Genomic DNA, 23413 nt, shown 5'->3' with positions numbered 1-23413 from the left:
TATCAGGATGACTGCATGAACCACGATCTGCTCTGGGTACTCGGCCTGCTGTTCAGCGCCGTGGCCCTGTTCATCGCCAACCGGCCACGCATGGACGTGGTCGCCCTGCTGGTGATCGTCGCCCTGCCGCTGCTGGGCATCATCAGCGTGCAGGAGGCCCTGGCCGGTTTCAGCGACCCCAACGTGGTGCTGATCGCCGCCCTGTTCGTGATCGGTGAAGGCCTGGTGCGCACCGGCATCGCCTACCGCATCGGCGAGTGGATGGCCGACCGCGCCGGCAACAGCGAAGCGCGGCTGATTGTCTTGCTGATGGTCTGCGTCGCCGGCCTGGGCTCGGTGATGAGCTCCACCGGGGTGGTGGCGATTTTCATTCCGGTGGTGTTGAGCATTGCCGCGCGCATGCAGGTCTCGCCCAGCCGGCTGATGATGCCGCTGGCCTTCGCCGGCTTGATCAGCGGCATGCTCAGCCTGGTGGCAACCCCGCCCAACGTGGTGGTGCACAGTGAACTGGTGCGCCATGGCGAAAGCGGTTTCAGCTTCTTCAGCTTTACCCCGTTCGGCCTGGTGGTGCTGTTGCTGGGGGTTGGCTACATGCTCCTGACCCGCCACTGGCTGGGCGGCGAAGTGCGCAAGGACGGCAGCGCGCAAACCCGCCGCACCCTACTCGACCTGATCATCGACTACAAGCTCGCCGGCCGCGAACGGCGCCTGCGCGTGCGCCCCGGTTCGCCCTTGATCGGCCACAGCCTGAGCGAACTGAAACTGCGCACCGAACACGGCGCCAGCGTGGTCGGCATCGAGCGCCAGCACAAGTTCACCACCCGCGTGCTCAGCCCCGATTCGAGCACCACGGTGCACGAAGGCGACGTGTTGCTGCTCGACCTGTTCGCGCCCAAGGACGACCTGCGCAGCCTGTGCCAGAGCATGCAACTGGAGCCGCTGCACTTCAAGGCCGCCTACTTCATCGACCAGTCCCAGGAAGTGGGCATGGCCGAAGTGGCGGTGCCGCCCGGCTCGCAATTGATCGGCAAGAGCCTGCTGGAGCTGACCTTCCGCAGCCGCTGGGGCCTCAACGTGGTGGGCCTGCGCCGCGACCAGAACGCCATCGAAGATCAACTGGTGGAAGAAAAACTCAAGCTCGGCGATACCCTGCTGGTGATCGGCACCTGGAAAGCCATTCGCCAGTTGCAGACCCAGCCGCGGGACTTCCTGGTACTGAGCCTGCCAGCGGAAATCGACAACGTCGCCCCGGCCGGCAACCGCGCGCCCTATGCGCTGATCAGCCTGGCGGTGATGGTCGGGCTGATGGTCAGCGGCGTGGTGCCCAATGTGATTGCCGCGCTGATTGGCTGCCTGCTGATGGGCGCCGGGCGCTGCATCGACATGAACAGCGCCTACCGCGCCATCCACTGGCAGAGCCTGGTGCTGATCGTCGGCATGCTGCCGTTCGCCCTGGCCCTGCAGAAAACCGGCGGCATCGCCCTGGCCGTGCACGGCCTGGTGCAGATGCTCGGCAGCGCCGGGCCCTATGTGATCCTCGCCAGCCTGTTCGCCATCACCGCGATCATCGGCCTGTTCATCTCCAACACCGCCACCGCGGTGCTGATGGCGCCGGTGGCGGTGACCACCGCCGAGCAACTGGGTGCCTCGCCCTACCCCTTCGCGATGATCGTCGCCCTGGCCGCCTCGGCGGCGTTCATGACCCCGGTGTCATCACCGGTCAACACTCTGGTGCTCGGCCCCGGCCAGTATCGCTTCGGCGATTTCGTCAAGATCGGGGTACCGTTCACCCTGCTGGTTATGGTGGTCAGCGTGATCATGGTGCCTTGGCTGTTTGCCCTGTGACGGCGCCGCGCTTCTGCGCCTGGAGGGTTTCGGCGGCCTGGCGCCAGTCCCGCGCCCAGCCATCAAGGACCACCTTGAGGTTGTCGGCGGTCATCACCTGATCGTCGTTCTCCAGCGGCAGGCCGGTGCCCTTGCGCACCACCTCGGCAACCACCGCGCGGCTGCCGCCGTCGAGGAACGCTGCTTCGGTGGCGATCACGCTGTCCAGATCGCGAATACCGACGGCGCTGCTGACTCCGGCGGCCACCAGGGTCACCGGCAGGTATTCATAGTAGTGCAGCGCCTGGGTATGGGCGCCCACCGAGGTGATCGCCGGGCGGATGATCAAGGTGTGCGGACCGGGCTCCGAGACCAGCTTCAGGACCTTGCCCAGCTCGCGCTTGAGCGCCGCGTCGTAATAGCCGGTGACCGCCGTCAGGGTGGTCGCGGGGATGCGTTGGCTGGCTTCAGGCTTGGGGTAGAACTGGCTCGGGGCAATGTACACCTGGCTGTAGCGCTCCATGCGCAGCTTGGGGCTGACCCAGCGCAGCACGGTATCACCGGCGGCGGTCTTGTGTTCGCTCAGCTGGTCGTAGTTACGCAGAAAACCCGAGTACTCCTTGGGGCTGACCTTGTTCTGGCTGCAACCGGCCAGCAGCAGCGAGGCGCTCAACAGCGGTACGATCAATTGCTTGCGCATGCTCAGCCTCCGAAGCCGTCGTTGGCCGGGCGCGGCGTGCTGCTGGAACGGTCCACGTGCAGCTCGCCCTGGCTCATGATCCAGTGCACCAGTTCGACCAGGGGGATCTTGTAGCTGTACTCCATCCACTGGTTGCTGGTCGGGCTGTAGCGCTCGAAATAATGGCTGAGGAGCATGTGCCTGCCATCGCTGGACAAGCCCAGGCGCGAGTCCTGGTAGCTGAGCAGCGCGTTGCGCCACATGTCCTGGGTGCGCAGGTCGAGGGTCAGCGACTGGTTGCTGTCAAAGTCTTGGGTCGGGTGGGTGGCCGGCATGGAAAACTCCCTTGAGTGAACTGGCCACAGCCTGCCCCAGGGCTTTTGCTGGCTGATGTCCGCTTTGTGTCGGCCGTGCAGGAATGTTACGAGATTGAAATAAATGACCGGCAGCGCAGAATGGTTTTAGATACGCACTTTTCACGGCCCGTGGACCACAACGTGAGCAGACTGTTGATCGTCGATGACGACCTGGAAATTTGTGCCCTGCTGAAGAAGTTCTTTGTCCGCCACGGCTATGACGTCGACCTGGCCGGCAACGGCGAGGCCATGTGGGCGGCGATCGAACAGCAGCGCCCGGACATCATCATCCTCGACCTGATGCTGCCCGGCGAAGGCGGCCTGAGCCTGTGCCAGAAACTGCGCGCCAACACCGGCATCCCGATCATCATGCTGACCGCCATGGACGAGCTCAGTGACCGCATCGTCGGCCTGGAGCTGGGCGCCGACGACTACCTGGGCAAGCCCTTCGACGCCCGCGAACTGCTCGCCCGCCTGCGCGCGGTGCAGCGCCGGGCCGGTGAGCAACTGCGCCCGACAAATGAGGAAAGCCGCCCGCTGATTCATTTCGACCACTGGCAGCTGGACGTCACCCGCCGTGAACTGCGCACCCCCGACGGGGTGATGGTGCCGCTGTCGGCCGGTGAGTTCGACCTGCTGCTGGTGTTTCTCGAACACCCGCAGCGCATCCTCACTCGCGAGCAGTTGATCGATCTGGCCCGCGGCCAGGGCCACGAGGCGTTCGACCGCAGCATCGACGTGCAGGTCAGCCGCCTGCGGCGCAAGATCGAACCCGACAGCAAGCGCCCGGAGCTGATCCGCACCGTGCGCAATGGCGGTTACCTGTTCAGCGCCAAGGTCAGCCGCTCGTGATCCGCCTCGACCTGCGCCGCGACAGCATCAGCCGGCGCATCGCCCTGACCATCATCGCGGCGATGCTGACCTCGGTGGCACTCAATGTGCTGTTCGTGCAAATGGCCGGGGTCTGGGCGCGCCCGCCGTTGACCCAGACCGGCCTGCTGGAACAGATCGCCGTCACCACCCGCACCCTCGAAGCGGCGCCACCGGAACTGCGCGCGACCCTGGCCAACGCCGCCAGCAACCCGCTGCTCGAGGTGCAGTGGAGCCGCCAGCGCGCCGACCTGCAACTGCCCGGGCCGGGCGCACGGATTACCCTCGAAGAAGCCCCGCCGCTGCAGCGCCTGCTGGCCGACAGCCCACGCCAGCTTGAGGGTTTCCAGCCCAGCGACTGGCCGGCGGACAGCGCCGACGCCCATTACAAACTGGTCATGCAGATCAGCGACGGCAGCTGGCTGGCCTTCACCCCACCCTATCGCAGCTGGGGCCTGAGCTCGGCCATGCGCTTTACCATCATCGGCGTGCTGGCCCTGGTTGCCGCGCTGCTGGTGGCCTGGGTCGGCACCCGCCAGTTGGCCGGCCCGCTGCAGCGCTTCGCCCGGGCGGCGCGGCGCTTTGGCAGCGATTTTCGCGCACCGCCCATCCGCCTCGAAGGCCCGCATGAATGGCGCCAGGCGATCACTGCCTTCAACACCATGCAGGCGCAGATCCAGCACTTCGTCGCCGAGCGTACGCAGATGCTCGCCGCCATCTCCCACGACTTGCGCGCGCCCTTGACGCGCATGCGCCTGCGCGGCGAGTTCATCGACGACCCCGAGCAACAGCGCAAGCTGTTCCGTGACGTTGATGAGATGCAAAGCATGATCAATGCCGCGCTGGGGTTTTTCCGCGACGAAACCCGGCTGGAAGAAACCACCCCGTTCGACCTGGCCGAACTGCTGCAAACCCTGATCGACGACTACCGTGACCAGCAGATCGACATCGCCTTCGAAGGCCCGGCCAACCTGGTGTTCCATGGCCGGCCGCTGGGTTTGAAGCGCGCCGTGACCAACCTGGTGGAAAATGCCCTGAAGTACGCCCGCGAGCCCGAAGTGCAGTTGAGCAGCAGCGCCCACGCCATCATCATCGAAATCCGCGACCGTGGCCCGGGCATTGCCGAGGCCTCGCTGGAACAGGTGTTCATGCCGTTCTTTCGCCTGGAGTCCTCGCGCAACCGTGATACCGGTGGGGTTGGCCTGGGGCTGTCGTCGGCGCGCTCGGCAGTGCGTGAACAAGGCGGCGAACTGCTCCTGAGCAACCGCCAGGGCGGTGGCCTGGTGGCGCGTATCGAGTTGCCACGATGAGAAAATGGCGCCTGCCCCGGCTGCAATGGCGTCACCTGGCTCTTGCTCTGTACCTGCTGAGCCTGGTGCTCCCGGCGGTGCACAGCGAGGAGCACAACTGGCTGCGCGAGGAGTACAGCCACACCATCAATTCCGGCTTCATTGCTTGCATCCTGGGCTTGCCGGCGATGCTGTTCGGCTACTTCGCCTGGCTGGCGAACCCCTTGTTCCTGGCGGCCTACCGCACCCGCAGCGACAGGCGCCGGTTGATCTATGCCCTGCTGGCGTTGCTGGCCGGGTTGTCGCTGCAGTGGCAACGGGTGAGCCTGTATGACGAGGACGGTCAGTTCACCGTTACCGGGTACACCTATGGGTATTACGTCTGGTTGCTGTCCTTTGTATGGTTGGGTGTTTGCGGCGCCAGGCGAGCAGGTGCCAAATGATGAGTCGACTGGGCGGGCCTCATCGCTGGCAAGCCAGCTCCCACAATAGACCTGCATGCTCCCACAGTGGAGCGGTGTCCGCTGGACCAGTGGCTGCCAAGACAGAGGCAGGTTGCCCGTCTCAGCGCTGCAGCGACTCCAGGGTCAGGCCGGCCAGGTACACCACCTTCGGGTCTGGATCATCGAGACACTGGCGCAGCGCAACCAGCACCGGTGCCAGTCTGCGTTTGCCCAGCCGACGGTTGTCGAGCACACAGGCGGCATGGCGACGAATGGCGACATGCTCGCACCCCAGGCCGCGCAGCGCTTCGTCGATATCGCTGTTGCTGATGGTGCAGTAGCTGGAGCCCGGCTTGATCACCTCCTCGGCGTCCGCTGCGCACTGCGGGTAACGCTGCAGCAGGGTTTCCAGCGGCCGGTAATCAAGTACCGGCGCCTGCGCGCCCTGATCCCGAAAGGCCCGAAGATTGGCGCAGCAACCCGCCACCGCCAAGCTCGCCAGCGCTGCGTCATCAGCCTGCGCCAGCAACCAGTCGAAATCACCCAGGTAACCCAGCGCGTTGGCGCTCCACCTGCGCGTGCTCGGCTCTGTGCCGCTGGCCACTTGCAAGCGCAGCGCCGCGATTGCCGCCGGGTCGGCGACCCCGGAAAGCCCCAGGAGCATCGCCGCCCGCCAGCGCTCCGGGCCCTTGTGCAGCATCTGCACCAGCGCCGCCGTGGCACTGGCACCCCGGGCAATCAGCCAGCGGCAGGCCTCTTCAGCGTCAATCGGCATAGGACGGACAAGGCAGCGCAGGTAGTAACTCACCTGCTCTTGCTCTGCCAGCGCGGCAACCCGACGACGCTCCTGGCCGGTGGCGTCCTGTTCGGGGAAGTGCAGCAGAAACTGGCGCGGCGTCAGGCTTTTGGCCGCAAGTTGCGGCCCGCCGCATTCATCATGGAAGAACACGATGAAGTTCTTGGCCAGCCGTGGGTCTTTAGCGTAAATGCGGTTAAGCGCCTTGGCAGCGCGCGCCACGGTCTGCACAAACCGCTGCTCGGCCGCCGTCCAGGCATCCGGCCCGGCGCGATTGGCGTAGGCTTGCATCGGCGCTTCGAGGGCACTCAGGGTGGGGTTGGCGTAATCGTCCAGCATCCAGTCCCAGCGCCAGTCCGCCGGGTTCCACTGCACGCCCCAGAAGCCCTCCTGCTTGCGCCGCGGATGATCCTCCTCCAGCGCCGCCAGGCTGTTGGCGGCAAACGACGGCAGGTCGATGACCCGCTCCTCTTCGCGGTAGCTGGCATGGAAGGCGGCGCCATACAGCGGCCCGACACCTTCAGCGAGCAGCGCCTCCAGGGTGGCCCGGGCCGACTCGACCAGGCTGTTTTCCAGGGCTTTCCAGTCCATGCTTCAGCGCACCACTTGCCGCGGGCGTTGCGGGCGCAAAAAATAGCCCATGAAGAACGCGATCATCACCAGCATCGCGCCCAGGTCGGTATTGCCGCCAGGCCCGACGAACTGGAACAACCCGGTACCCATGACAATCCCGGAGGTAACACACAGGACAAACCACACGGCTTTCTTGAGAAACTTCACGATCGATCGACATCCCTGCCAGAAAAAACAAAAGCCCGACCGAGGTCAGGCTTGAAGGCGGCCAACTTGGCGCAGATGCGGGCGTCTGTCAACTGCGCGGTTGCTAACCGCCATCGGTATCAATGTCGGCATCCTTGCGCGGTTTGTCTTCGGGCTTGGACTTGAAGTCCGGGCTGTAGTCGTTGTCCCGGGCGGCCTGGTCGGGCCGGGGCTGGTTAGGCGCCTTGGCCGGCCCGGTCGGGTCGACCTGCGGATCATCGAGGTCCGGCGAGTCAGGATCGAAGCCCAGGTCATTGGGTTTAGTGGCGTGTTCAGACGAATGCGGGCCGCTGTCGCTGTGCTTGTTCATGTAGTCCTCCTGATCGCGCCTCCAGAAACCAGAGGCATGCTATTGAGAGGCCGGCGCGAACCAATCGTGCGATCGGATCTGATCAGTGGCCCGCGTCACGCGGGAAGGTTACGGTAAAGGTGGTGCCCGCCTTCTTCGATGAATTCACCACCACCTCGCCACCATGGGCGTGGACGATCTCGCGCACGATAAACAAACCAAGGCCGACGCTGCGCAGCTCGGCATTGTCGTGGCTGCCGCGGATCATCGGCTCAAACAGGTTTTCCAGCAGCTCCGGCGGGATCGGCGTACCTCGGTTGTGCACCGCCAGCACCACCCGCTCGTCCTCGAACCGCGAACTGACGATGACCTCGCTGCCGGTCGCACCATAGGCCATGGCGTTGGCCACCAGGTTGCCGACCAGTTGGTAGAGCCGGTCGCTGTCGGCGATGAACTCGCCGTCGCCCACCACCTGATGAACCAGGCGATGGTCGGGAAACACCAGGCGCAGCTCTTCAAGGCAATGGCTAATCAGTTCGTGCAGGCGCACCGGCTGCACGCTCACGGCGATACCGCGGCCGACCTGCACCAGGGTGAAATCGAGCAAATCGGCCACCAGGCGCTGCGCGCGATCGGCCGAATGGGTGATATGGCCCAGCACCTGGGTCTGCTTGGTATCCAGCAGGCCGCGCCCGAGCAGGTCGGCGGCCATCTTGATCGCCGCCAGGGGGTTGCGCAGGTCGTGGCTGACGATGCCGACCATCTGCTCGGCAAACAGCGCACGGTTCTCGGTGGCGGCATGCATGACCCGCAACTTGCCCTGGGCGATGTCCAGCGCGCGGCGGGTTTTCAGGTGCTTGGCCAGGTGCTGCTCGGCGAGCATCCGCGCGTTGAGCAGCGCCCGCTCGTAGCGCGGGCGGCCTTCGGCCTTGAACAGCGCCAGTTCATGAAAAACGCCACTGTCGTGCTCGCAACTGATGGCGCTGAGCATCATCGGCAAGGTGTAGCCGTCATGGTGCAGCAGGTCGAACTTGACATCGACCACCGAACCCTGGATTTGCAGCAGCGGCAACCAATAGGCCTGGTGGAACGTACGCGCATCCAGGCTCATCAGGCTTTGAATGGGGCGGCCCAGCAGTTCGTCGCGGCGATAGCCGATCCAGCGACAGAAGGTCAGGTTGACCCGCTCGATCTGGCCATTTTCGGCGGTCAGCAGCAAACCGCAATCGGCATCGTCGAAGAGGATTTGCGACGCGGGAAGCGGCTGGTTCTCTGCAGGCATGGCGGCACCGACCCGGAGCGGGATGTGGCAGGCAAGACAGACAAATCGAAAAAATTATAGACCCTGCCCGGCCTTAACGACGGCTTAACCGCCGCGGATTTATCCTCAAATTCCTCCCTTCAGAACGTTTGGCCCACCTCGGTGGGCCTTTTTTGTTGCGGCAAATTACAACGCTCATGGGGAAACAAAATCCCGAAAACACAGTCTGAGTTTGTACCTTCCCTACCGCCCTGCGGATCAAGGACCCTCAGTGCTGAAACAGCTGACGCAAATCGCCGTGATCACCAGCGTACTGGCCGCCTCCGGCTGCTATTACCACGATTACGACCGCGACGATTACCGCCGTGGCGACCGTGACCATCGCTACTCCCGCGACTGGGACGACCGCGACGATCACGACCATCGCAACTACAAGCGCTACCGCGATGACGACCGCTACCGCAACTACGACCATGACCGGCGTCGCGACCGTGACGACGATGATGACGACTGATCTGCCTGCTGTTCCCATAACCCCCGTATTTCCTGAGGCCAACAACATGCGTATCTCATTACCTGCATTGACGCTGGGTATCCTGCTCTCCCAGGGCGCCATGGCTGCCGGCGACGGCACCGCCGCCATTGGTGGTGGCCTGGGCGGGGCGTTGGGTAACGTGGTCGGCCAGCAGATCGGCGGCAGCACCGGCGCGGCCATTGGCGCCGGCGTCGGTGGCGCCGCCGGTAGCGCGGTCGGCGCACGCAAGGGCAACCGCACCGAAGCGGCGATCGGCGGCGGCCTGGGATCGGCTGGTGGCTCGGTGATCGGCAACCAGGTGGGCGGGCGCACCGGCTCGACCATCGGCGCCGGCCTCGGTGGCGCGGCCGGCGGCGCCCTGGGCAACAACATCGCCGACGATAACCGTCACGATTCCAATGGGCATAAACACAAGCACAAGCGTAAGCACAAACACCGCTGAGTAAGAAAGGCCCGCACAATGCGGGCCTTTTTCATAAGTGGACCAGGCCATTCACTCCAACATCGCCCGAGGCCAGCCCAGAATCTGCTTCTGCCGCGGCTTGGCGTAGGTGCGCACCTTCGAGGTACTCAGCTTCAGGCGCACCAGCGACTCCGCCAGCGCCACCGCCGCCGTCACCCCATCGACCACCGGCACCCCGGTGCGCGCCTGGATCCGTTCCTCCAGCCCGACCATGCCGCCACAACCCAGGCAAATCACCTCGGCCTTGTCGACCTTCACTGCTTCCTCGGCTTCGCGCACCACCGATTCGATGGCCCGCTGCGGATCTTCTTCAAGCTCCAGAACCGCCAGACCACTGGCGCGCACCGAGGCGCAGCGGCTGTCCAGCCCGGCCAGCTTCAGGCGGTCTTCGATCAGCGGCACGGTGCGGTCCAGGGTGGTCACCACCGAATAGCGATGGCCGAGCAGCATCGCCACGCTGGCCGCCGCCTCGGTGATGTCCACCACCGGTACATTGAGCAGCTCCTGCAGGCCTTCGCGGCCGTGCTCGCCGTAACCGGCCTGGATCACCGCATCGAACGGCTGGTCATAGCTGAGCACCCGCTCCATCACGGCCACCGCCGCTAGGTAACTTTCAAAATTGCCCTCCACCGATTCGGCGCCAAAGCGCGGGGTCAGGCCGACGATCTCGGTGCCCGGCGAGGCCACGCTGCGTGCCTGGCGGGCGATGGCGTCGGTGATCGACTGCGTGGTGTTGACGTTTACGACCAGAATTCTCATTGCGGTATTCCTTGTGCAGAACTCAGTGCTGGGCGCTGTCGACGGCAAAGTGCTCGCCGGAACAGTCCACGTAATGTTTGTTGCGATCAGAGATCAGGTAGTACACGCCGCCGGCAATGGCGGCGCCGAAGAACCAGGAGAACGGCGTCAGGGCGCTGAAGGCCGGTACCAGCGACAGCACCACGGCGGCAATGGCCGAGGGCACCAGGGCGGCGACTGCCTTGTAGTTGACCCCGCGGGTGTAGTGATAGGTGCCGCTGGCCGCTTCGCTGTAGAGGTCGGGCACGTGCACCTGGGCTTTGCGGATCAGCCAGTAGTCGACCATGATGATCCCGTACAGCGGCCCCAGCAGCGCGCCCAGGCCGGAAAGGAAGTAGACGATCACCAGTGGGCTGTTGTAGAGGTTCCAGGGCAGGATCAGCACCGCCAGGGTGGCGCTGATCAAGCCTGCGCGGCGAAAGTTCAGGCGGCTTGGCGCCAGGCTCGAGAGCACAAAGGCCGGGGCGACGAAGTTGGCCATGATGTTCACCGCCACGGTGACGATCAGGAACGCCAGGCAACCGAGCACCAGGAAGACCTTGTCGGGGATCGCCGCGACGATCTGGGTCGGGCTGTCGATCACCCGGCCATCGATGCTGAACTGCGCTCCGGCCAGCACAAAGCTGATCACCGCGAACACCAGGATGTTCACCGGCAGGCCCCAGAAGTTGCCGACGCGAATGGTCTTGCGGCACGGCGCGGAACGGGCGAAGTCGCAAAAGTTGAGGATCAGCGTGCCGTAAATCGCCAGCCACAACGCGCCACCGGCAAACACCTGGGTCCACATCGTCCAGCCGGTCAGCGGCTCGCCGACCGACCAGGCCAGGTTGCCATCGACCCGCAGGTACATCCACACCGCCAGGATCAGCACGGTGGAAAGAATCACCGGCCCGGCGAAGGATTCGTACTTGCGCACCATCTCCATGCCGAAGGTGAGGATTACCAGTTGCACCAGCCAGATGGCGATAAAACTCGCCCAGCCAAGGCTCGACAGGCCGAGGATCGCGTCCTGATCGAAGCGTGCGAGGTCCGGCGACACCGCCACCAGCAGCACCCGCAGCACCACCGAGGCCAGGTAGGTCTGGATGCCGAACCAGGCGATGGCGATCACCGCGCGGATGATCGCCGGCAACTGCGCGCCATAAATGCCGAAACTCATGCGGCTGATCACCGGGAACGGCACCCCGGTTTTCTGCCCCATGTAGCCCGAAAGGTTCATGAAGAAGTACACCAGCACGGCGCCGATGCTCAGCGCCGCAAGCATCTGCCAACCGGACAACCCGAGGGCAAACAGGCCCATGGCGAAGGAATAGTTGGCGATGTTGTGCACATCGTTGGTCCACAAGGCAAAGATGCTGTAGCCGCCCCAGCGCCGGCCTTCGGCCTTGGTTGGCGCGAGGTCGGCATTGTGCAGCCTGGGGCTCAGCGCCCCCGGCTCGAGCGGCGCGGCCTGCGGCGGCAGGTAGGCGGTTTGCAGCGGGTTGGAAGTATCCAGTTGCATGTTCCCCGGGCTCCTTCTGCAGCCCCTGAGTCAGGGTGTTGCAGCGAATTATTGTTGGATTTGAAGAGTGGGACCGCAGTGTTGGCGCTGCCCTGCGCCGATGCATACAAAGATTGCATACAATTTTTGTCTAACGATTTTCGACGAACAATATGTGTGCCAGATGGGTGGCAGCGGAAAATCCTCCGGCGTCGTAAAAGGCCAATATCTCGTTGATTTTTATCTGATAAATATTTTTTATGAGCTGCTGAACAGCTGATTAAGCTGACCAAACGGTCAAACTCTAGAGGTAGAAAACTGAGAAATCAGGTAACGGGCCAGTGAATATGTACCCACTCAACAGCTACTTAAGTACACATATGAATACAAATATGTACCCAATTACCTGTGGGAGCTGGCTTGCCAGCGATGAGGCCAGTCCAGCCAGCACATAAGGTGGCGCCTGAATTGCGACCGCTTCGCGCTTGATCGCTGGCAAGTCCAGCTCCCACAGGTTCATCTGCTACACAGTGGTGCACAGCAGCCCTCATTTGCGGCATGCTTATAAGGTCAAGGCATATCGGAGCTGGTAATGACGGAAAAACACCCCGCATCGACGGTAGAGCGCGTCTACCAAGGGGTTCACGAGGCCATCAGAAAACGCACCCTGCGCCCCGGCATGAAGCTGGGCGAGTCGTCGTTGGCCGAGCTGTTCAAGGTCAGCCGCACCTCGGTGCGCGCCGCCCTCAAGCAACTGGAAGCCGACGGCCTGGTGTCCACCGAGCTGAACAAGGGCGCCTGGGTCTCGCTGCCCAGCGACGATGACATCCGCTCGGTGTTCGAAACCCGCCGGCTGATCGAAATCGGCATCGTCACCGAGCTGTGCCGCCGCGCCGATCCCGCCATCCTCGCCCCGCTGCACCAGCATGTGGCCGCCGAAGAAGCCGCCGCCGACGCCGGCGACCATGGCCGCTACGTCCACCTGCTGGGCGAATTCCACCTGCGCCTGGCCGAGGTGCTCGACAACCCGGTATTGCTCGACTGGTTCCGCAAGCTGATCGAGCGCGGCTCGCTGTACGCCTCAACCCTGGATGACGAGCGCCACGAAGCCTGTCGCGGCAACGAGCACCTGCGCCTGCTGGGCTTTATCGAAGCCGGTGACCAGGCCGCCGCCATCGAGCTGGTCTGTACTCACCTGCGCGGTATCGAAGAGGCGATTCTCAAGGCCACGCAAACGCTCAAGGCCGACTATCACCCGCTCAAGCACCTGCTGGGCTGAACCCGCCTCAAGCCCGGGGCTCGCATTCAGAAATCCACTGCAACCGATTCCAATATTTAATTTGTGGATAGGTGCGGTCTTTCTATAGGGTGTGAATCAGTAGCAGGCAAAGGGCTGGAAAATGATCGATCGAGTATTCGTCAACGCTGTTGCTGCCGATGGCAGCCCGCTCAACCTCGCGGTTGCCGACGGGCGCATTGTCAGCCTGGGCAGCGAACGTGCGCCCAGCGCAGGTGCCGAGGTCGTCGACCTGGCTGGCCACCTGGTGCTGCCCGGCCTGATCGACGGCCACATTCACCTGGACAAGAGTTTTGTCGGCGATCGCTGGCACCCGCATCAAGCGGTGGGCAGCCTGCGTGAACGCCTGGCCATCGAAAAACGCGAACTGGCCGCTGCCCCGCCGATGCTCGAACGTGCCGAGGCGCTGATCCGCCAGGCAGTAGCGTTCGGTACCGTGGCCATGCGCAGCCATGTCGACGTCGATGCCACCACCGGCCTGCGCAACCTGCAGGCGGTGCTGGAGGCGCGGGAGAAATGGCGCGGCATCGTCGATATCGAGCTGGTGGCCTTCCCGCAAGCCGGGGTGATGTCCTGCCCTGGCACTGCGCAGGTGCTGGAAGCGGCAATTCGTGAAGGCGCCGACGTGATCGGCGGCATCGACCCGACCACCCTCGACGGCGACGCCGACGGTCAGCTCGATGTGGTCTTCGGCATTGCCGAGCGCCATGCGGTGAAGATCGACATCCACCTGCACGAGCCCGGCCTGCAAGGCATCGAACAACTGCAACGGATCGCCGCCCGCACCCGCGCCGCTGGCCTCAATGGCCGCGTTGCGGTCAGCCACGCCTATGCCCTGGGCCAGGTCGACGACGACCTCGTGGCGCGTACCGCTACCACCCTCGCCGAGGCCGGGGTAGCGATCATGACCAACGCTCCGGGCGATCATGGCTTCCCGCCGATCTTGCGCCTGCGCGCCGCCGGGGTGAACGTGTTCGCCGGCAACGACAATATCCGCGATGCCTGGTGGCCCTACGGCAACGCCGACATGCTCCAGCGCGCCATGCTGATCGGCTACCGCTCGGGCTTCTACAGTGATGAAGATTTGAACGTGGCACTGGCCATGGCCACTACGGCCGGTGCGGCAGTGCTGGGCAAAAGCGACTACGGTCTGAAGGTCGGCAGTGAAGCGACCTTTATCGTGCTCAAGGCTGACAACGGCGCCGCTGCGGTTGCCGCCGCACCGACCGAGCGCCGCCTGGTGCGCCGCGGCCAGTTGGTGCCGGCAGCGCCGGCCCTGCAGTTCGAGGTCCGCGCCCGCTAACAAACAGGTTTCTGCCGGCTTGCGCCGCAGAGAAAGACAATCGCCCACGGGCGATGCAACACAAAACCCCAGAACAACAACGACAGAAGGTGTTCCATGTCGAAGTCCAATTACTACGCTCCCCACGGCGGCCATCCGGCGCAGACCGAACTGCTGACCGACCGTGCCATGTTCACCGAGGCCTACGCGGTCATCCCCAAAGGTGTGATGCGTGACATCGTCACCAGCCACCTGCCGTTCTGGGACAAGATGCGCATGTGGGTCATCGCCCGCCCGCTGACCGGCTTCTCCGAGACCTTCTCGCAGTACATCGTCGAAGTGGCGCCAGAAGGCGGCAGCGAGCGTCCTGAGCTGGACAAGAACGCCGAAGCGGTATTGTTCGTGGTCGAAGGCGAAATCGACATCACCCTGCAGGGCAAGCCGTACACCCTCAAGGAAGGCGGCTACGCCTTCATTCCACCGGCCGCCGAGTGGAGCCTGCGCAACAACAGTGGCAAGAACGTCACCTTCCACTGGATCCGCAAGCACTACCAGGTAGTTGAAGGCCTGGCCCTGCCGGAAGCGTTCGTCACCAACGAAAAAGACATCGCGCCGATCCCGATGCCGGGTACCGACGGCGCCTGGGTCACCACCCGCTTCGTCGACATGGCCGACATGCGTCACGACATGCACGTCAACATCGTCACCTTCCAGCCAGGCGGCGTGATTCCGTTCGCCGAGACCCACGTCATGGAGCACGGCCTGTACGTGCTCGAAGGCAAGGCCGTTTACCGCCTGAACCAGGACTGGGTCGAGGTCGAGGCCGGTGACTTCATGTGGCTGCGCGCCTTCTGCCCGCAGGCTTGCTACTCCGGCGGCCCGGGCCCGTTCCGCTACCTGCTGTACAAGGATGTAAACCGTCACATGAACCTGGTGCTCAATCCGCAGCGCTAAGTTTCACGGTTGCATTGAAAATCCCGCAGGCCTCACGGCCTGCGGGATTTTTTGTTTCAGGGCCGGGTCAATCAGCTGGCCGGCTTCCAGGCGCCCTGCTCTGCCGCCTCGCGGAATTTGGCCCGGTTGGCCGGGGTGTCGGCCGGTTCCGACTCGCCGAAAATAGCCTTGAGCCAATGGCCGTCGGTGGGGTTGGGGAAGATGATGTACTGGCCGCCAAACTTGCTGCGGCTGGCGTCCACCAATTGCCCACGCTGCTCGACCTTGTCGACGTAGAAGCTGCGCTCGAAGTCGTTGAGGTTGTCACCGAGCATCAGCAGCACGTTGTACTGCTCGGCGATCTTGTGCTGGGCCGGCTCCTTGTTCGAGCTTTCACGCAGGATGGTCACGTGGGCTTCGTCGGCATACGGCACCTTGAGCGCGCGCAGGTTGTTGAGCGCGTACTCGTAGGTCTTGTCGCCCTGGTCGCGGCTGGAAACGTAGAAAACCTCTACCCCACGGGATTTCGCATACTCAAGAAACTCCAGCGCCCCCGGGGTCAGGGTCGGGCCATTGGCGGCGACCCAGCGGTCCCACACCGCGTCATCGAAGAACTCCTTGTCCTGGCCGATCAGAAAGCCCCAGTAGGTGTTGCTGCTGAGGATGGTGTCGTCGATATCGCTGATGATCGCAGGCTTCTTGTCGCCCGGCTTCTGCTGGGCCAGGGCCTGGTCCAGGCGCGCCTTGGCGACGTTGAAACCCTGGTAGTACAGGGCGCGGAACTCGGCCGCGGTCTGGCGCCAGGCCACTGCATCGACCAGCAGGTTGGAGCGTACGGTGGTTTCGGGGGTGGTGGCTTGCGCGTGAGCCAGAGGGGTGGCCAGCAACAGCAAGGCCAGAGAGATCGCGTTCTTGAGCTGAGGCATTCGGGGCGTTCCTTGTGATCTCCCGCTCTTGGGCGGCGGGAGTCGGCTACTCATACCGCACGCAGGCAGGCGCCACAATCGCCGCGACGCGCAGGCGCAACAATGTGGCGCACCCGCGCATCTTGGCCGGCTTCAGGCCGCCACCACAGGCTCAACCCTGGGGGCTGAACAGCACCCGCTTGAAGGCTTCGGCGGCCAGGTGCACCTGCACCGACCAGTCGTCTGCAGCGTCGCTGCCAGCGTCATCGGAAATGTACTTAAGGCACAGGAAGGGAATACCTTCGTTGCGCGCGATCAGCGCCAACACGTAGGCCTCCATGTCGACGATGTCGTACGGGGCAGCGCCGTGACTGATTTCGAAGCTGTCACCGCTGCCGCAAATGCCCAACGGCAAGCCCGCAACGCGCTGGCCATGCTCAAGCAGCACCGGGATGTCGGAGAGCGGCGTCTCGTAGCGGGCAAAACCCAGCGGCGTGACGTCCATGTCGCGCTGCACGAAGCCTGTGCAGCACACCAGCGCGCCCTTGCCATGGCCGGCGCTGCCGGCCGAACCGAGGTTGACGATCAGTTTGGGCTTGCGTTGCTGGATGGCCTTGGTCAGGGCAATGGCGGCATTGACCTTGCCGATGCCGGTGAACAGCGTGTTCATCTCGGTAAACAGCTCGCCGGCCTCTGCCTCGAGGGCGAAGACGAACAGGGTGTCGGCCAGGGAAATATCGGGAAATTGCTGGGTCAGCATCATGGAGCGAAGATTCCGAATGGGCTGCAGATCGGCCATCAGCATAGCCCAAGCCGCAGTTCAAGGCAGCCGGATGCTGACAATGCAATGGCGGCTCGGCTAGCATGCCGCTGAAAACCGGCGCTGGCCGGTGGGCCACCCGGCCATGAGCGGAGAGCGATACCCTTGCTGCTGAGCATCCCGACCCTGTTGCTGGTGGCCATTTTCATCTTTGCCTTGATGGGCCTGCTGACCCTGCACGCCTGGAGCCGCGGCGTGCGCGAGCGAACCCTGGGTTACCTGGGCAGCATGCTGTTGCTTGCCGCTGGCGGCACGGCGTTGATCAGCCTGCGCGGTAACGCCCCGGACTTTATCGCCCTGGTGCTGGGCAACATGGTGCTGCTGCTCAGCGCCGCGTTGAACTGGGCCAGCATGCGCGCGTTCAGCGGACGCCCGGCGCACCTGCCGGGGATTTTCGCTGGCGCCCTGTTCTGGTTTACCTGGTCGCTGACGCCAGGCTTTACCGATGACCTGGGCCTGCGCGTGACGGTGTATTCCATGCTCACTGCCTGCTACGGCTGCCTGGCGGTGCTTGAGCTGTGGCGCGACCGCAAGCGCCTGGAAGTCGCCTACCTGCCAACCCTGCTCCTGCTGCTGGGCCACAGCGGCTTCTACTGCGTGCGCAGCTTCGCCGACCATGGCGTATCGCTGGAACAGGCGATCGCCAGCGACGGCCACGGCACCGGGTTTTTCTCGTTCATGCTGTTCGAGTCGATGCTCTACGCCATCGGCATCGCCTACGTGACCCTGGCCATGGTCCGCGAACGCACCGAGCTCAAGTTCAAGGCTGCCGCCTACACCGACCCGCTGACCGACATCGGCAACCGCCGCGCCTTCATGTCGCGCGGTGCCGAACTGCTGGCCGACTGCGCCCGGCGTGGCGAGCCGGTGAGCCTGCTGCTGTGCGACCTCGATCATTTCAAGCGCCTCAATGATGTCTACGGCCACCAGACCGGCGACCAGGCGCTGATCGCCTTCAGCCAGGTGACCCGCCTGAGCGTGCGCGAGGAAGATGTCTTCGCCCGTATCGGCGGCGAAGAGTTCGCCTGCCTGCTGGCCAACACCGACGAGCACTCGGCGCTGCGCGTGGCCCGGCGCATCTGCAGCAGCTTTTATGAATTGCCGCTGCTTGAGCCTGGGCTGCTCAGCGTCAGCATCGGCATCGTCGGCGCCAGCCGCCCGGGCGAGCACGACCTGTCGCGCCTGTTGTCGATGGCCGACAACGCCCTGTACGCGGCCAAGCGCCAGGGCCGCAACCGCGTCCAGCTGTACCGCCCTGCCGCGCAGCCTGCCGATACGCTGTGAGCCTGGCGAAACCGCCCTACTCGCTGGCCAGGGTGCGCGCCAGTTCCGCGGCCAGTTCCTTGACCATGGCATCGGCGGTCGGCCGATGAATGATCGCCACTTCCATGGCATCGATCGACGGCAAGCCGTGTTCCGAAGTCAGCTTTAAATGCTCGGCGGTAACCGCCCGCAGCGGCAGCAGGCTGATGCCCATGCCGTTGGCCACCGCCGCCTGCAGGCCGCTGAGGCTGGAGCTGGTGAAACTGATGCGCCAACGGCGGCCCATGCGCTCGATGGCGCCGATCATGTCGTCGCGGTACAGGCCGCGCGGCGGAAAAGTCACCAGCGGCACCGGGTCCTGGTCGAAGGCCGGGTTCTTGGCGCTGTCGATCCATTGCAGCTTCTCGGGCCAGCAGGCCACCGCCTCACGGCTGTTGCGCCGCTGCTTGAGCAAAATCAGGTCGAGCTCGCCGTTGTCATAGCTGGCGCTGAGGTCGCGGCACAGGCCGCTGGTGACCTCCAGCTTGACCTGCGGATGCTTGCGGTTGAAGGTCGAGAGCAAATGGGTGGTGCGCCCGGCGGCAAAGTCTTCCGGCACGCCCAGGCGCACGGTCACCGCCACCGTGGCGCCCGACATCGCCTCAAGCATCTCGTCGTTGTAGGCAAGCATCTGCCGGGCGTAACCGAGCAGCGTCTGCCCGGCGTCGGTGGCCAGCACGTCGCGGTTGCCGCGCTCGAGCAGCTTGTGCCCGACCATCTCCTCCAGCCGCCTGACCTTCTGGCTGACCGTCGACTGGGTTGAATGCAGGCGCGCCGCCGCCGTGGTGAAACTGCCGCAGTCGCTGACCATCACCACCGCGCGCAACAGGTCAAGATCAAACAGCGGCCTATTCGATTTTTCACTGACAGACATGCTTTTATTTAACTTCTAAATAAGGAGCCCGACTTTTAACATGGCCCGACCCTGCGAGCAATCGCCCACCAGGAGGTACTGCCATGCTCCTTGAGCGCCTGTCCACCCACCTTGCAATGGTGTTTGCCATGCTCACATCGCTGACTGCCAGTGCCGACGGCGGCACCCTTGAAAACCAACTGCGCAGCGCCGCCGAAAACGGCCAGGCCGCCCAGGTACGCAGCCTGCTCGACCAGGGCGCTGCGCTGGAAGCCCGCGACAAAATGGGCCGCACACCACTGCTGCTGGCCACCCACAACAACCAGGTCGACGCCGCCAAAGTGCTGATCGACGCCGGCGCCGACGTCAACGCCAAGGACTCGATCGAAGACAGCCCCTACCTGTACGCCGGCGCCCGTGGCCACAACGACATTCTTAAACTGACCCTGGCCCACGGCGCCGACCTCACCAGCACCAACCGCTACGGCGGCACCGCACTGATACCGGCAGCCGAACGCGGCCACGTCGAAACAGTACGCCTGCTGATAGCCGCAGGTGTCGCGGTTGACCAGGTCAACAAACTGCACTGGACCGCCCTGCTCGAAGCCATCATCCTCGGCGACGGCGGCCAGCGGCATGTCGAGATCGTGCGTGAGCTGATCAAGGCCGGGGCGGATGTCAACTTGGCTGATGGTAAGGGGGTGACGCCGCTGCACCATGCGCGGCAACGGGGTTACAAAGAAATGCAGGCGCTGCTGGAACAGGCGGGTGCGAAAAGCTGAGCGCGATAGATAGTTACCCCAGCCCTGCTCCTACCCCTGATTAGGCTGCGAAACTCCAGAGCGAGGAGTTTCACCATGAGCCAATCAGCGCCGCCCCCGACAACGTCTACAAGCCCCCCCGCAAGCTGGGACCTGCTGCACATCAGCCAACGGCTACAACAGCGTCCGACACTGTCGGACGTTGCCAACAACCTGGTCCACGCACTCATCCCCGACGCCACGAGGACAGCGGTGGACCCGGCGCCGTTCTATCTCGCACAGCCCTGCGGGCGTTCTACCCCGCTTGCGGATCTGATAATCCAGCGCTACCTGCTCAATATGGCTATTGAGCTTCCAGTGGATAGCGTGGTGACTCAAATCTCCAATGGCACAGAGTCGGGGGCGACCTTGATCAGCCAAGCGGACCTCAGCGAAATCCTTGATATCGGTGGCCCGCGATTGCCAAGGGTCTTTGAGTCACAACTGCTCGACTTCTGGAACGCTCAGGATGAGCACGCACTGAACTTGCTGCAGCGAATTTCACTGTTTGTGGCAGGCGACATGCAGGCAGAGGCAAGCAAACTCCTGACGGCCAACCGCAATGGCTGCAACTGCCGGCCAGCATTGTGTTCTTCAAGCCAAGCCTGAGTGACGGTGCGCAGCAAGGCATCGCCATCAGGCACACCGACCGCTCAGCCAACGCGGTGCTGTATACCCTCAACAGCGGGCTCGTTATTTATCCCAGTGCCGATGCGCTTGAAGCTCATTTGAGCGATCAGCTCAGCGATCCCAGCCCCGGATTTCGTCCTGAGCAGAATGTTTTCGAGGCGTTCGCAACGGGGTTGCTGGAGCAACAACTGCAGGGGTTATCAACCATTGTGCCTGGCGACTTCAAAACCTCGACCGCACTGGCTCAGCACGTCGACCAGCTGATCAACCTCAACGAACTGTTCTGCCGGTTTCGTCCACCGTCACTCTCGGCCTCGGCTCATTCGAGCGATCCACTGCCGGCCTGGATGCACCAGGCCAGTACTGCCGACCGGCAACTGATCGCCCGGCAACTCGCCGCGCTGGCAGCGCTTGAGCAGTCAAGCCAGGCCATCGCCCTGCCCAGCCTGGAGCGTTACACCGCGAAAGTACTCGATGCGCAGATGAAGCGCGACCACCCAGGGCAGGGACTACCGCCCGCAGCTGATTTCATCGTGCAGGTCATCGACTATACGCCACCGTTCTTTGACCCTTTGCACCTGACGCCGGGCAGCTCTTCTCATCCGCAAACGCCGCGCTCGCTGATTGAGGTAGCGGCCCTCAACACCCAGGCGCTGCCGCTGGAGCGTTCGCAGATCAGCTTGCAGTCGGGTAAACCGGTACCGAGCTGGGCAACCGCTGCCTACTTTCGCCAGCTGATCAGCCGTGTTGATGTGGGCAAGACCTACCCGGCACTGCTGCAACACACATTGCTCGACGACGCGCCGCAGGCAAGCACCCAACAAGCACTGTTTGTCGAGCGCTTGCGCATCCTGCTGCCGATTCTGCTGATCACCCCCAGGCCGGAGGGCAAAAGCGTACTCACAGAACCTGCACGCCGCTGCGTGGACGCCGCCTTCACCCCAGGCAACGACCCGCTCAGCGACAGCATCCAGTTCGCTCACCTGGCCTTGCAACTGAGCCACAACGCAAGCCCGGCCGTGCCAGCGCAAGGTCTATTCATTATTGAACCGGCAGGCTCAGCACCCAGCCTGTTGGTGTTGTACGCACCCCAATGCACCCCGCAACTGATGGAGTTCAGTTCGCGCGCGGCGCTGCTATCGCGCCTGAAACAACCTGGGCCATTGCATGAAACTGTGCTCGGCGCCCTGCCTGAAGGGCAGGTCCGTACCGCGCTGCGCCGGGGTGACAACTGGAGCCCTGCGCTGGACAGCAACTACCTTGGCGGCGAGCTTGGCTTGAGGCATGAGTCGATCTTGTTGGCCCAGGCTCCCATCACCAGCCATGCACTGGGTCTTGTCTACCAGGCCAACGCGCGGTCGCTCATCGAACAGGCCCGCCAGGCCACAACCTCCAATGCCGAGCAGCACTGGTTAAGTGCAGAACAGACCCTCGGTATGCTGCTGTCGGTATTGCTGCCTATGCTTGAGGGACCGCTCGCTGATATCGCCTGGATTGCCCAGTTCTATGCCAGTGTCTATGCACTGCATACAGCGGCGCAGAACCAAGACTCCCAAGCGCAAAAGAGCGCACTGGTGCAAGTGCTGATACAGCTATCGCTTATGCTCATTCATGAGAGCGTGCGCACAGGCAAGGTTGGTTCCAGGCAAGCCCAGCCGGCAAGAGAACTGGGCAATGCCATCCGCAAACGCCGCTCGCTCCTGAACTTGCCCCAACAACCCACCGCCACCTTGCTGGATTTCAGCGGATGGAGTTCCCCTGCCCTTTCCCGGCAAAACCTCGAACGGTTGCGTGCTCTGGCCATTGCACCGATCGACCCTCTGGATGGCGCGTTGAGCGATCAAAATGAACAAGGCTTGTTCATTCATCAGGGGCAACGCTGCGTGCGCCTGCCCCAAGGGTGGTTTCGCATCGAACAAGGCGCGGATGAGGCCTGGAGAATCATTGATCCACACACCTCTGCACCTGGCCCACACATCGCCCGTGGCAGCGCAGGCACTTGGCAACTCGACCTGCGTTTGCACCTGCGCGGCGGCGCGCCGGTTTCCAATGCGGCGCTTAAACGACTGCATACCCAGTTAAGCCAAGCCCGCCTGCTGCTCGCGCAGGAAGCGCACGAGATCGCGGCAGGCGAGCACTTTCGCGGGCTGCCGATAGAAGTCGAAGAACAGCTGGAAAGCAAAGCCCAAGCCCGACGAGTCTGCGCCACCGCCCTGGAAAAGCAGATTGCCAACTCACCTGATCAAAGCACCTTGCAAACCATCAGCCAGCTGCGCTCAAGTGCCCAACGCTTGCAGCGTGCGGGGCGACGCCTGCGTATCGAACGCCTGAAAACCTTACCCCCTACTGCCACCGGGATAGACTTTCTGCAGGAGCAAAACGAGATTGTCATCACCCGCCTGGGTGAGCGCACCGATGTATCGGGTGGCAAGGGCACGGACTTTCTTCAGGAGTTCTCGGTACAGGATCGCCGAGGCAAACCCCTGGCCTATGCGCACTTCCACTACAGCTCTGCCAGCAGCGCCGAGTCCAACTTCCAGGCCGCTCACCTCAAAAAGCCCGAGCAGCGCTTCATGGGTTTGAGCGGGCAAAAGGATCAGGCAAGCCGAGGAATGCCGGTAACCGCCATCTACCGTGATCGCATCAGCCCGCAACTGGCGCGCAAACTGTTTTTCAAAGACTGACCTTG

Annotated in this window: 23 protein-coding genes and 1 pseudogene; 13 read left to right on the top strand and 11 right to left on the bottom strand. The window is 63.6% G+C overall.

The window, feature by feature from the left end; all coding sequences use genetic code 11:
* The first annotated feature begins 15 nt into the window (after window positions 1-15).
* Window positions 16-1845 carry an SLC13 family permease gene (locus tag UB48_RS22935; RefSeq protein ID WP_045201240.1) on the top strand — a complete coding sequence of 610 codons (1830 nt, stop codon included), beginning with the start codon at window positions 16-18 and terminating at the stop codon, window positions 1843-1845.
* On the opposite strand, the gene UB48_RS22930 is transcribed toward UB48_RS22935, so the two are convergent.
* The gene (locus UB48_RS22930; protein ID WP_045201239.1) at window positions 1817-2524 is read right to left on the bottom strand and encodes a DUF3313 domain-containing protein; all 708 of its coding nucleotides are present in this window, start codon (window positions 2522-2524) and stop codon (window positions 1817-1819) included. The genes UB48_RS22935 and UB48_RS22930 overlap by 29 nt on opposite strands.
* Window positions 2525-2526: 2 nt before the next feature.
* The gene (locus tag UB48_RS22925; protein WP_045201238.1) at window positions 2527-2838 is read right to left on the bottom strand and encodes a hypothetical protein; all 312 of its coding nucleotides are present in this window, start codon (window positions 2836-2838) and stop codon (window positions 2527-2529) included.
* Window positions 2839-3000: 162 nt separating this feature from the next.
* Between UB48_RS22925 and UB48_RS22920 the strand changes: the two genes are divergently transcribed.
* From UB48_RS22920 to UB48_RS22910, 3 genes are read left to right on the top strand one after another with little or no spacing between them, the layout of a single operon-like run.
* Window positions 3001-3711 (top strand): response regulator, encoded by a 711-nt coding sequence (locus tag UB48_RS22920; RefSeq protein WP_045201332.1) that lies wholly within the window; start codon window positions 3001-3003, stop codon window positions 3709-3711.
* A complete protein-coding gene (locus UB48_RS22915; protein ID WP_045201237.1) occupies window positions 3708-5039 on the top strand; it encodes a cell wall metabolism sensor histidine kinase WalK in 1332 nt (443 codons plus the stop codon). The genes UB48_RS22920 and UB48_RS22915 overlap by 4 nt, the downstream gene beginning before the upstream one ends.
* Window positions 5036-5461, top strand: coding sequence for a hypothetical protein (locus UB48_RS22910; protein ID WP_045201236.1), 426 nt, complete (start codon window positions 5036-5038; stop codon window positions 5459-5461). Before UB48_RS22915 ends, UB48_RS22910 begins: the two co-directional genes overlap by 4 nt.
* Before the next feature lie 121 nt (window positions 5462-5582).
* Here UB48_RS22910 and UB48_RS22905 read toward each other — a convergent pair whose 3' ends face one another.
* The 4 genes from UB48_RS22905 to UB48_RS22895 form a co-directional block, all read right to left on the bottom strand.
* The gene (locus tag UB48_RS22905; protein ID WP_045201235.1) at window positions 5583-6848 is read right to left on the bottom strand and encodes a DUF4303 domain-containing protein; all 1266 of its coding nucleotides are present in this window, start codon (window positions 6846-6848) and stop codon (window positions 5583-5585) included.
* A gap of 3 nt (window positions 6849-6851) precedes the next feature.
* Window positions 6852-7037 carry a hypothetical protein gene (locus UB48_RS27780; RefSeq protein WP_143013292.1) on the bottom strand — a complete coding sequence of 62 codons (186 nt, stop codon included), beginning with the start codon at window positions 7035-7037 and terminating at the stop codon, window positions 6852-6854.
* A gap of 103 nt (window positions 7038-7140) precedes the next feature.
* Complete coding sequence (locus UB48_RS22900) at window positions 7141-7386, bottom strand: DUF6021 family protein (protein WP_045201234.1); 246 nt, start codon at window positions 7384-7386, stop codon at window positions 7141-7143.
* 82 nt (window positions 7387-7468) lie between these two features.
* The gene (locus tag UB48_RS22895) at window positions 7469-8647 is read right to left on the bottom strand and encodes a PAS domain-containing sensor histidine kinase (RefSeq protein ID WP_045201233.1); all 1179 of its coding nucleotides are present in this window, start codon (window positions 8645-8647) and stop codon (window positions 7469-7471) included.
* A 250-nt stretch (window positions 8648-8897) separates the two neighbouring features.
* On the opposite strand from UB48_RS22895, the gene UB48_RS22890 reads away from it, so the two are divergent.
* Both UB48_RS22890 and UB48_RS22885 read left to right on the top strand, forming a co-directional pair.
* Window positions 8898-9140 carry a hypothetical protein gene (locus tag UB48_RS22890; RefSeq protein WP_052676555.1) on the top strand — a complete coding sequence of 81 codons (243 nt, stop codon included), beginning with the start codon at window positions 8898-8900 and terminating at the stop codon, window positions 9138-9140.
* A 46-nt stretch (window positions 9141-9186) separates the two neighbouring features.
* The gene (locus tag UB48_RS22885; protein WP_045201232.1) at window positions 9187-9603 is read left to right on the top strand and encodes a glycine zipper domain-containing protein; all 417 of its coding nucleotides are present in this window, start codon (window positions 9187-9189) and stop codon (window positions 9601-9603) included.
* A gap of 51 nt (window positions 9604-9654) precedes the next feature.
* Here UB48_RS22885 and UB48_RS22880 read toward each other — a convergent pair whose 3' ends face one another.
* Window positions 9655-10383 carry an aspartate/glutamate racemase family protein gene (locus tag UB48_RS22880; protein ID WP_045201231.1) on the bottom strand — a complete coding sequence of 243 codons (729 nt, stop codon included), beginning with the start codon at window positions 10381-10383 and terminating at the stop codon, window positions 9655-9657.
* 22 nt (window positions 10384-10405) lie between these two features.
* A pseudogene (locus UB48_RS22875) lies at window positions 10406-11848 on the bottom strand (NCS1 family nucleobase:cation symporter-1); the annotation flags it as partial.
* A 646-nt stretch (window positions 11849-12494) separates the two neighbouring features.
* Here UB48_RS22875 and UB48_RS22870 point away from each other — a divergent pair.
* From UB48_RS22870 to UB48_RS22860, 3 genes are all read left to right on the top strand, one after another.
* Window positions 12495-13181 (top strand): GntR family transcriptional regulator, encoded by a 687-nt coding sequence (locus UB48_RS22870; RefSeq protein ID WP_045201229.1) that lies wholly within the window; start codon window positions 12495-12497, stop codon window positions 13179-13181.
* 121 nt (window positions 13182-13302) lie between these two features.
* On the top strand, window positions 13303-14502 hold the full coding sequence (locus tag UB48_RS22865) for an amidohydrolase family protein (RefSeq protein WP_045201228.1): 1200 nt from the start codon (window positions 13303-13305) through the stop codon (window positions 14500-14502).
* Window positions 14503-14598: 96 nt separating this feature from the next.
* Window positions 14599-15435 carry a bifunctional allantoicase/(S)-ureidoglycine aminohydrolase gene (locus UB48_RS22860; protein WP_045201227.1) on the top strand — a complete coding sequence of 279 codons (837 nt, stop codon included), beginning with the start codon at window positions 14599-14601 and terminating at the stop codon, window positions 15433-15435.
* 71 nt (window positions 15436-15506) lie between these two features.
* Here UB48_RS22860 and UB48_RS22855 read toward each other — a convergent pair whose 3' ends face one another.
* Together UB48_RS22855 and UB48_RS22850 are read right to left on the bottom strand one after the other, a co-directional pair.
* Window positions 15507-16340, bottom strand: coding sequence for a 5'-nucleotidase, lipoprotein e(P4) family (locus tag UB48_RS22855; RefSeq protein ID WP_045201226.1), 834 nt, complete (start codon window positions 16338-16340; stop codon window positions 15507-15509).
* Between the two features lie 151 nt (window positions 16341-16491).
* On the bottom strand, window positions 16492-17082 hold the full coding sequence (locus tag UB48_RS22850; protein WP_045201330.1) for a nucleosidase: 591 nt from the start codon (window positions 17080-17082) through the stop codon (window positions 16492-16494).
* Between the two features lie 162 nt (window positions 17083-17244).
* Here UB48_RS22850 and UB48_RS22845 point away from each other — a divergent pair, with 162 nt between their 5' ends.
* The gene (locus UB48_RS22845; protein WP_045201225.1) at window positions 17245-18423 is read left to right on the top strand and encodes a diguanylate cyclase; all 1179 of its coding nucleotides are present in this window, start codon (window positions 17245-17247) and stop codon (window positions 18421-18423) included.
* A gap of 16 nt (window positions 18424-18439) precedes the next feature.
* On the opposite strand, the gene UB48_RS22840 is transcribed toward UB48_RS22845, so the two are convergent.
* Window positions 18440-19315 (bottom strand): LysR substrate-binding domain-containing protein, encoded by an 876-nt coding sequence (locus UB48_RS22840; protein WP_045201224.1) that lies wholly within the window; start codon window positions 19313-19315, stop codon window positions 18440-18442.
* An 83-nt stretch (window positions 19316-19398) separates the two neighbouring features.
* Here UB48_RS22840 and UB48_RS22835 point away from each other — a divergent pair, with 83 nt between their 5' ends.
* From UB48_RS22835 to UB48_RS22825, 3 genes are all read left to right on the top strand, one after another.
* Entirely contained in the window at window positions 19399-20076 is a 678-nt protein-coding gene (locus tag UB48_RS22835) for an ankyrin repeat domain-containing protein (RefSeq protein ID WP_045201223.1), read from the top strand.
* 75 nt (window positions 20077-20151) lie between these two features.
* Window positions 20152-20703, top strand: a complete 552-nt coding sequence (locus UB48_RS22830; protein WP_045201222.1) for a hypothetical protein — start codon at window positions 20152-20154, stop codon at window positions 20701-20703.
* Window positions 20682-23408, top strand: coding sequence for a DUF6543 domain-containing protein (locus UB48_RS22825; RefSeq protein ID WP_045201221.1), 2727 nt, complete (start codon window positions 20682-20684; stop codon window positions 23406-23408). Before UB48_RS22830 ends, UB48_RS22825 begins: the two co-directional genes overlap by 22 nt.
* Window positions 23409-23413: the final 5 nt, after the last annotated feature.

This window comes from Pseudomonas sp. 2(2015) (genome assembly GCF_000955865.1).
In the GTDB taxonomy this organism is placed as follows: Bacteria; Pseudomonadota; Gammaproteobacteria; order Pseudomonadales; family Pseudomonadaceae; genus Aquipseudomonas.
Note: the sequence above shows the minus strand (reverse complement) of the source record. Positions and strands in the feature narration are given on the sequence as shown.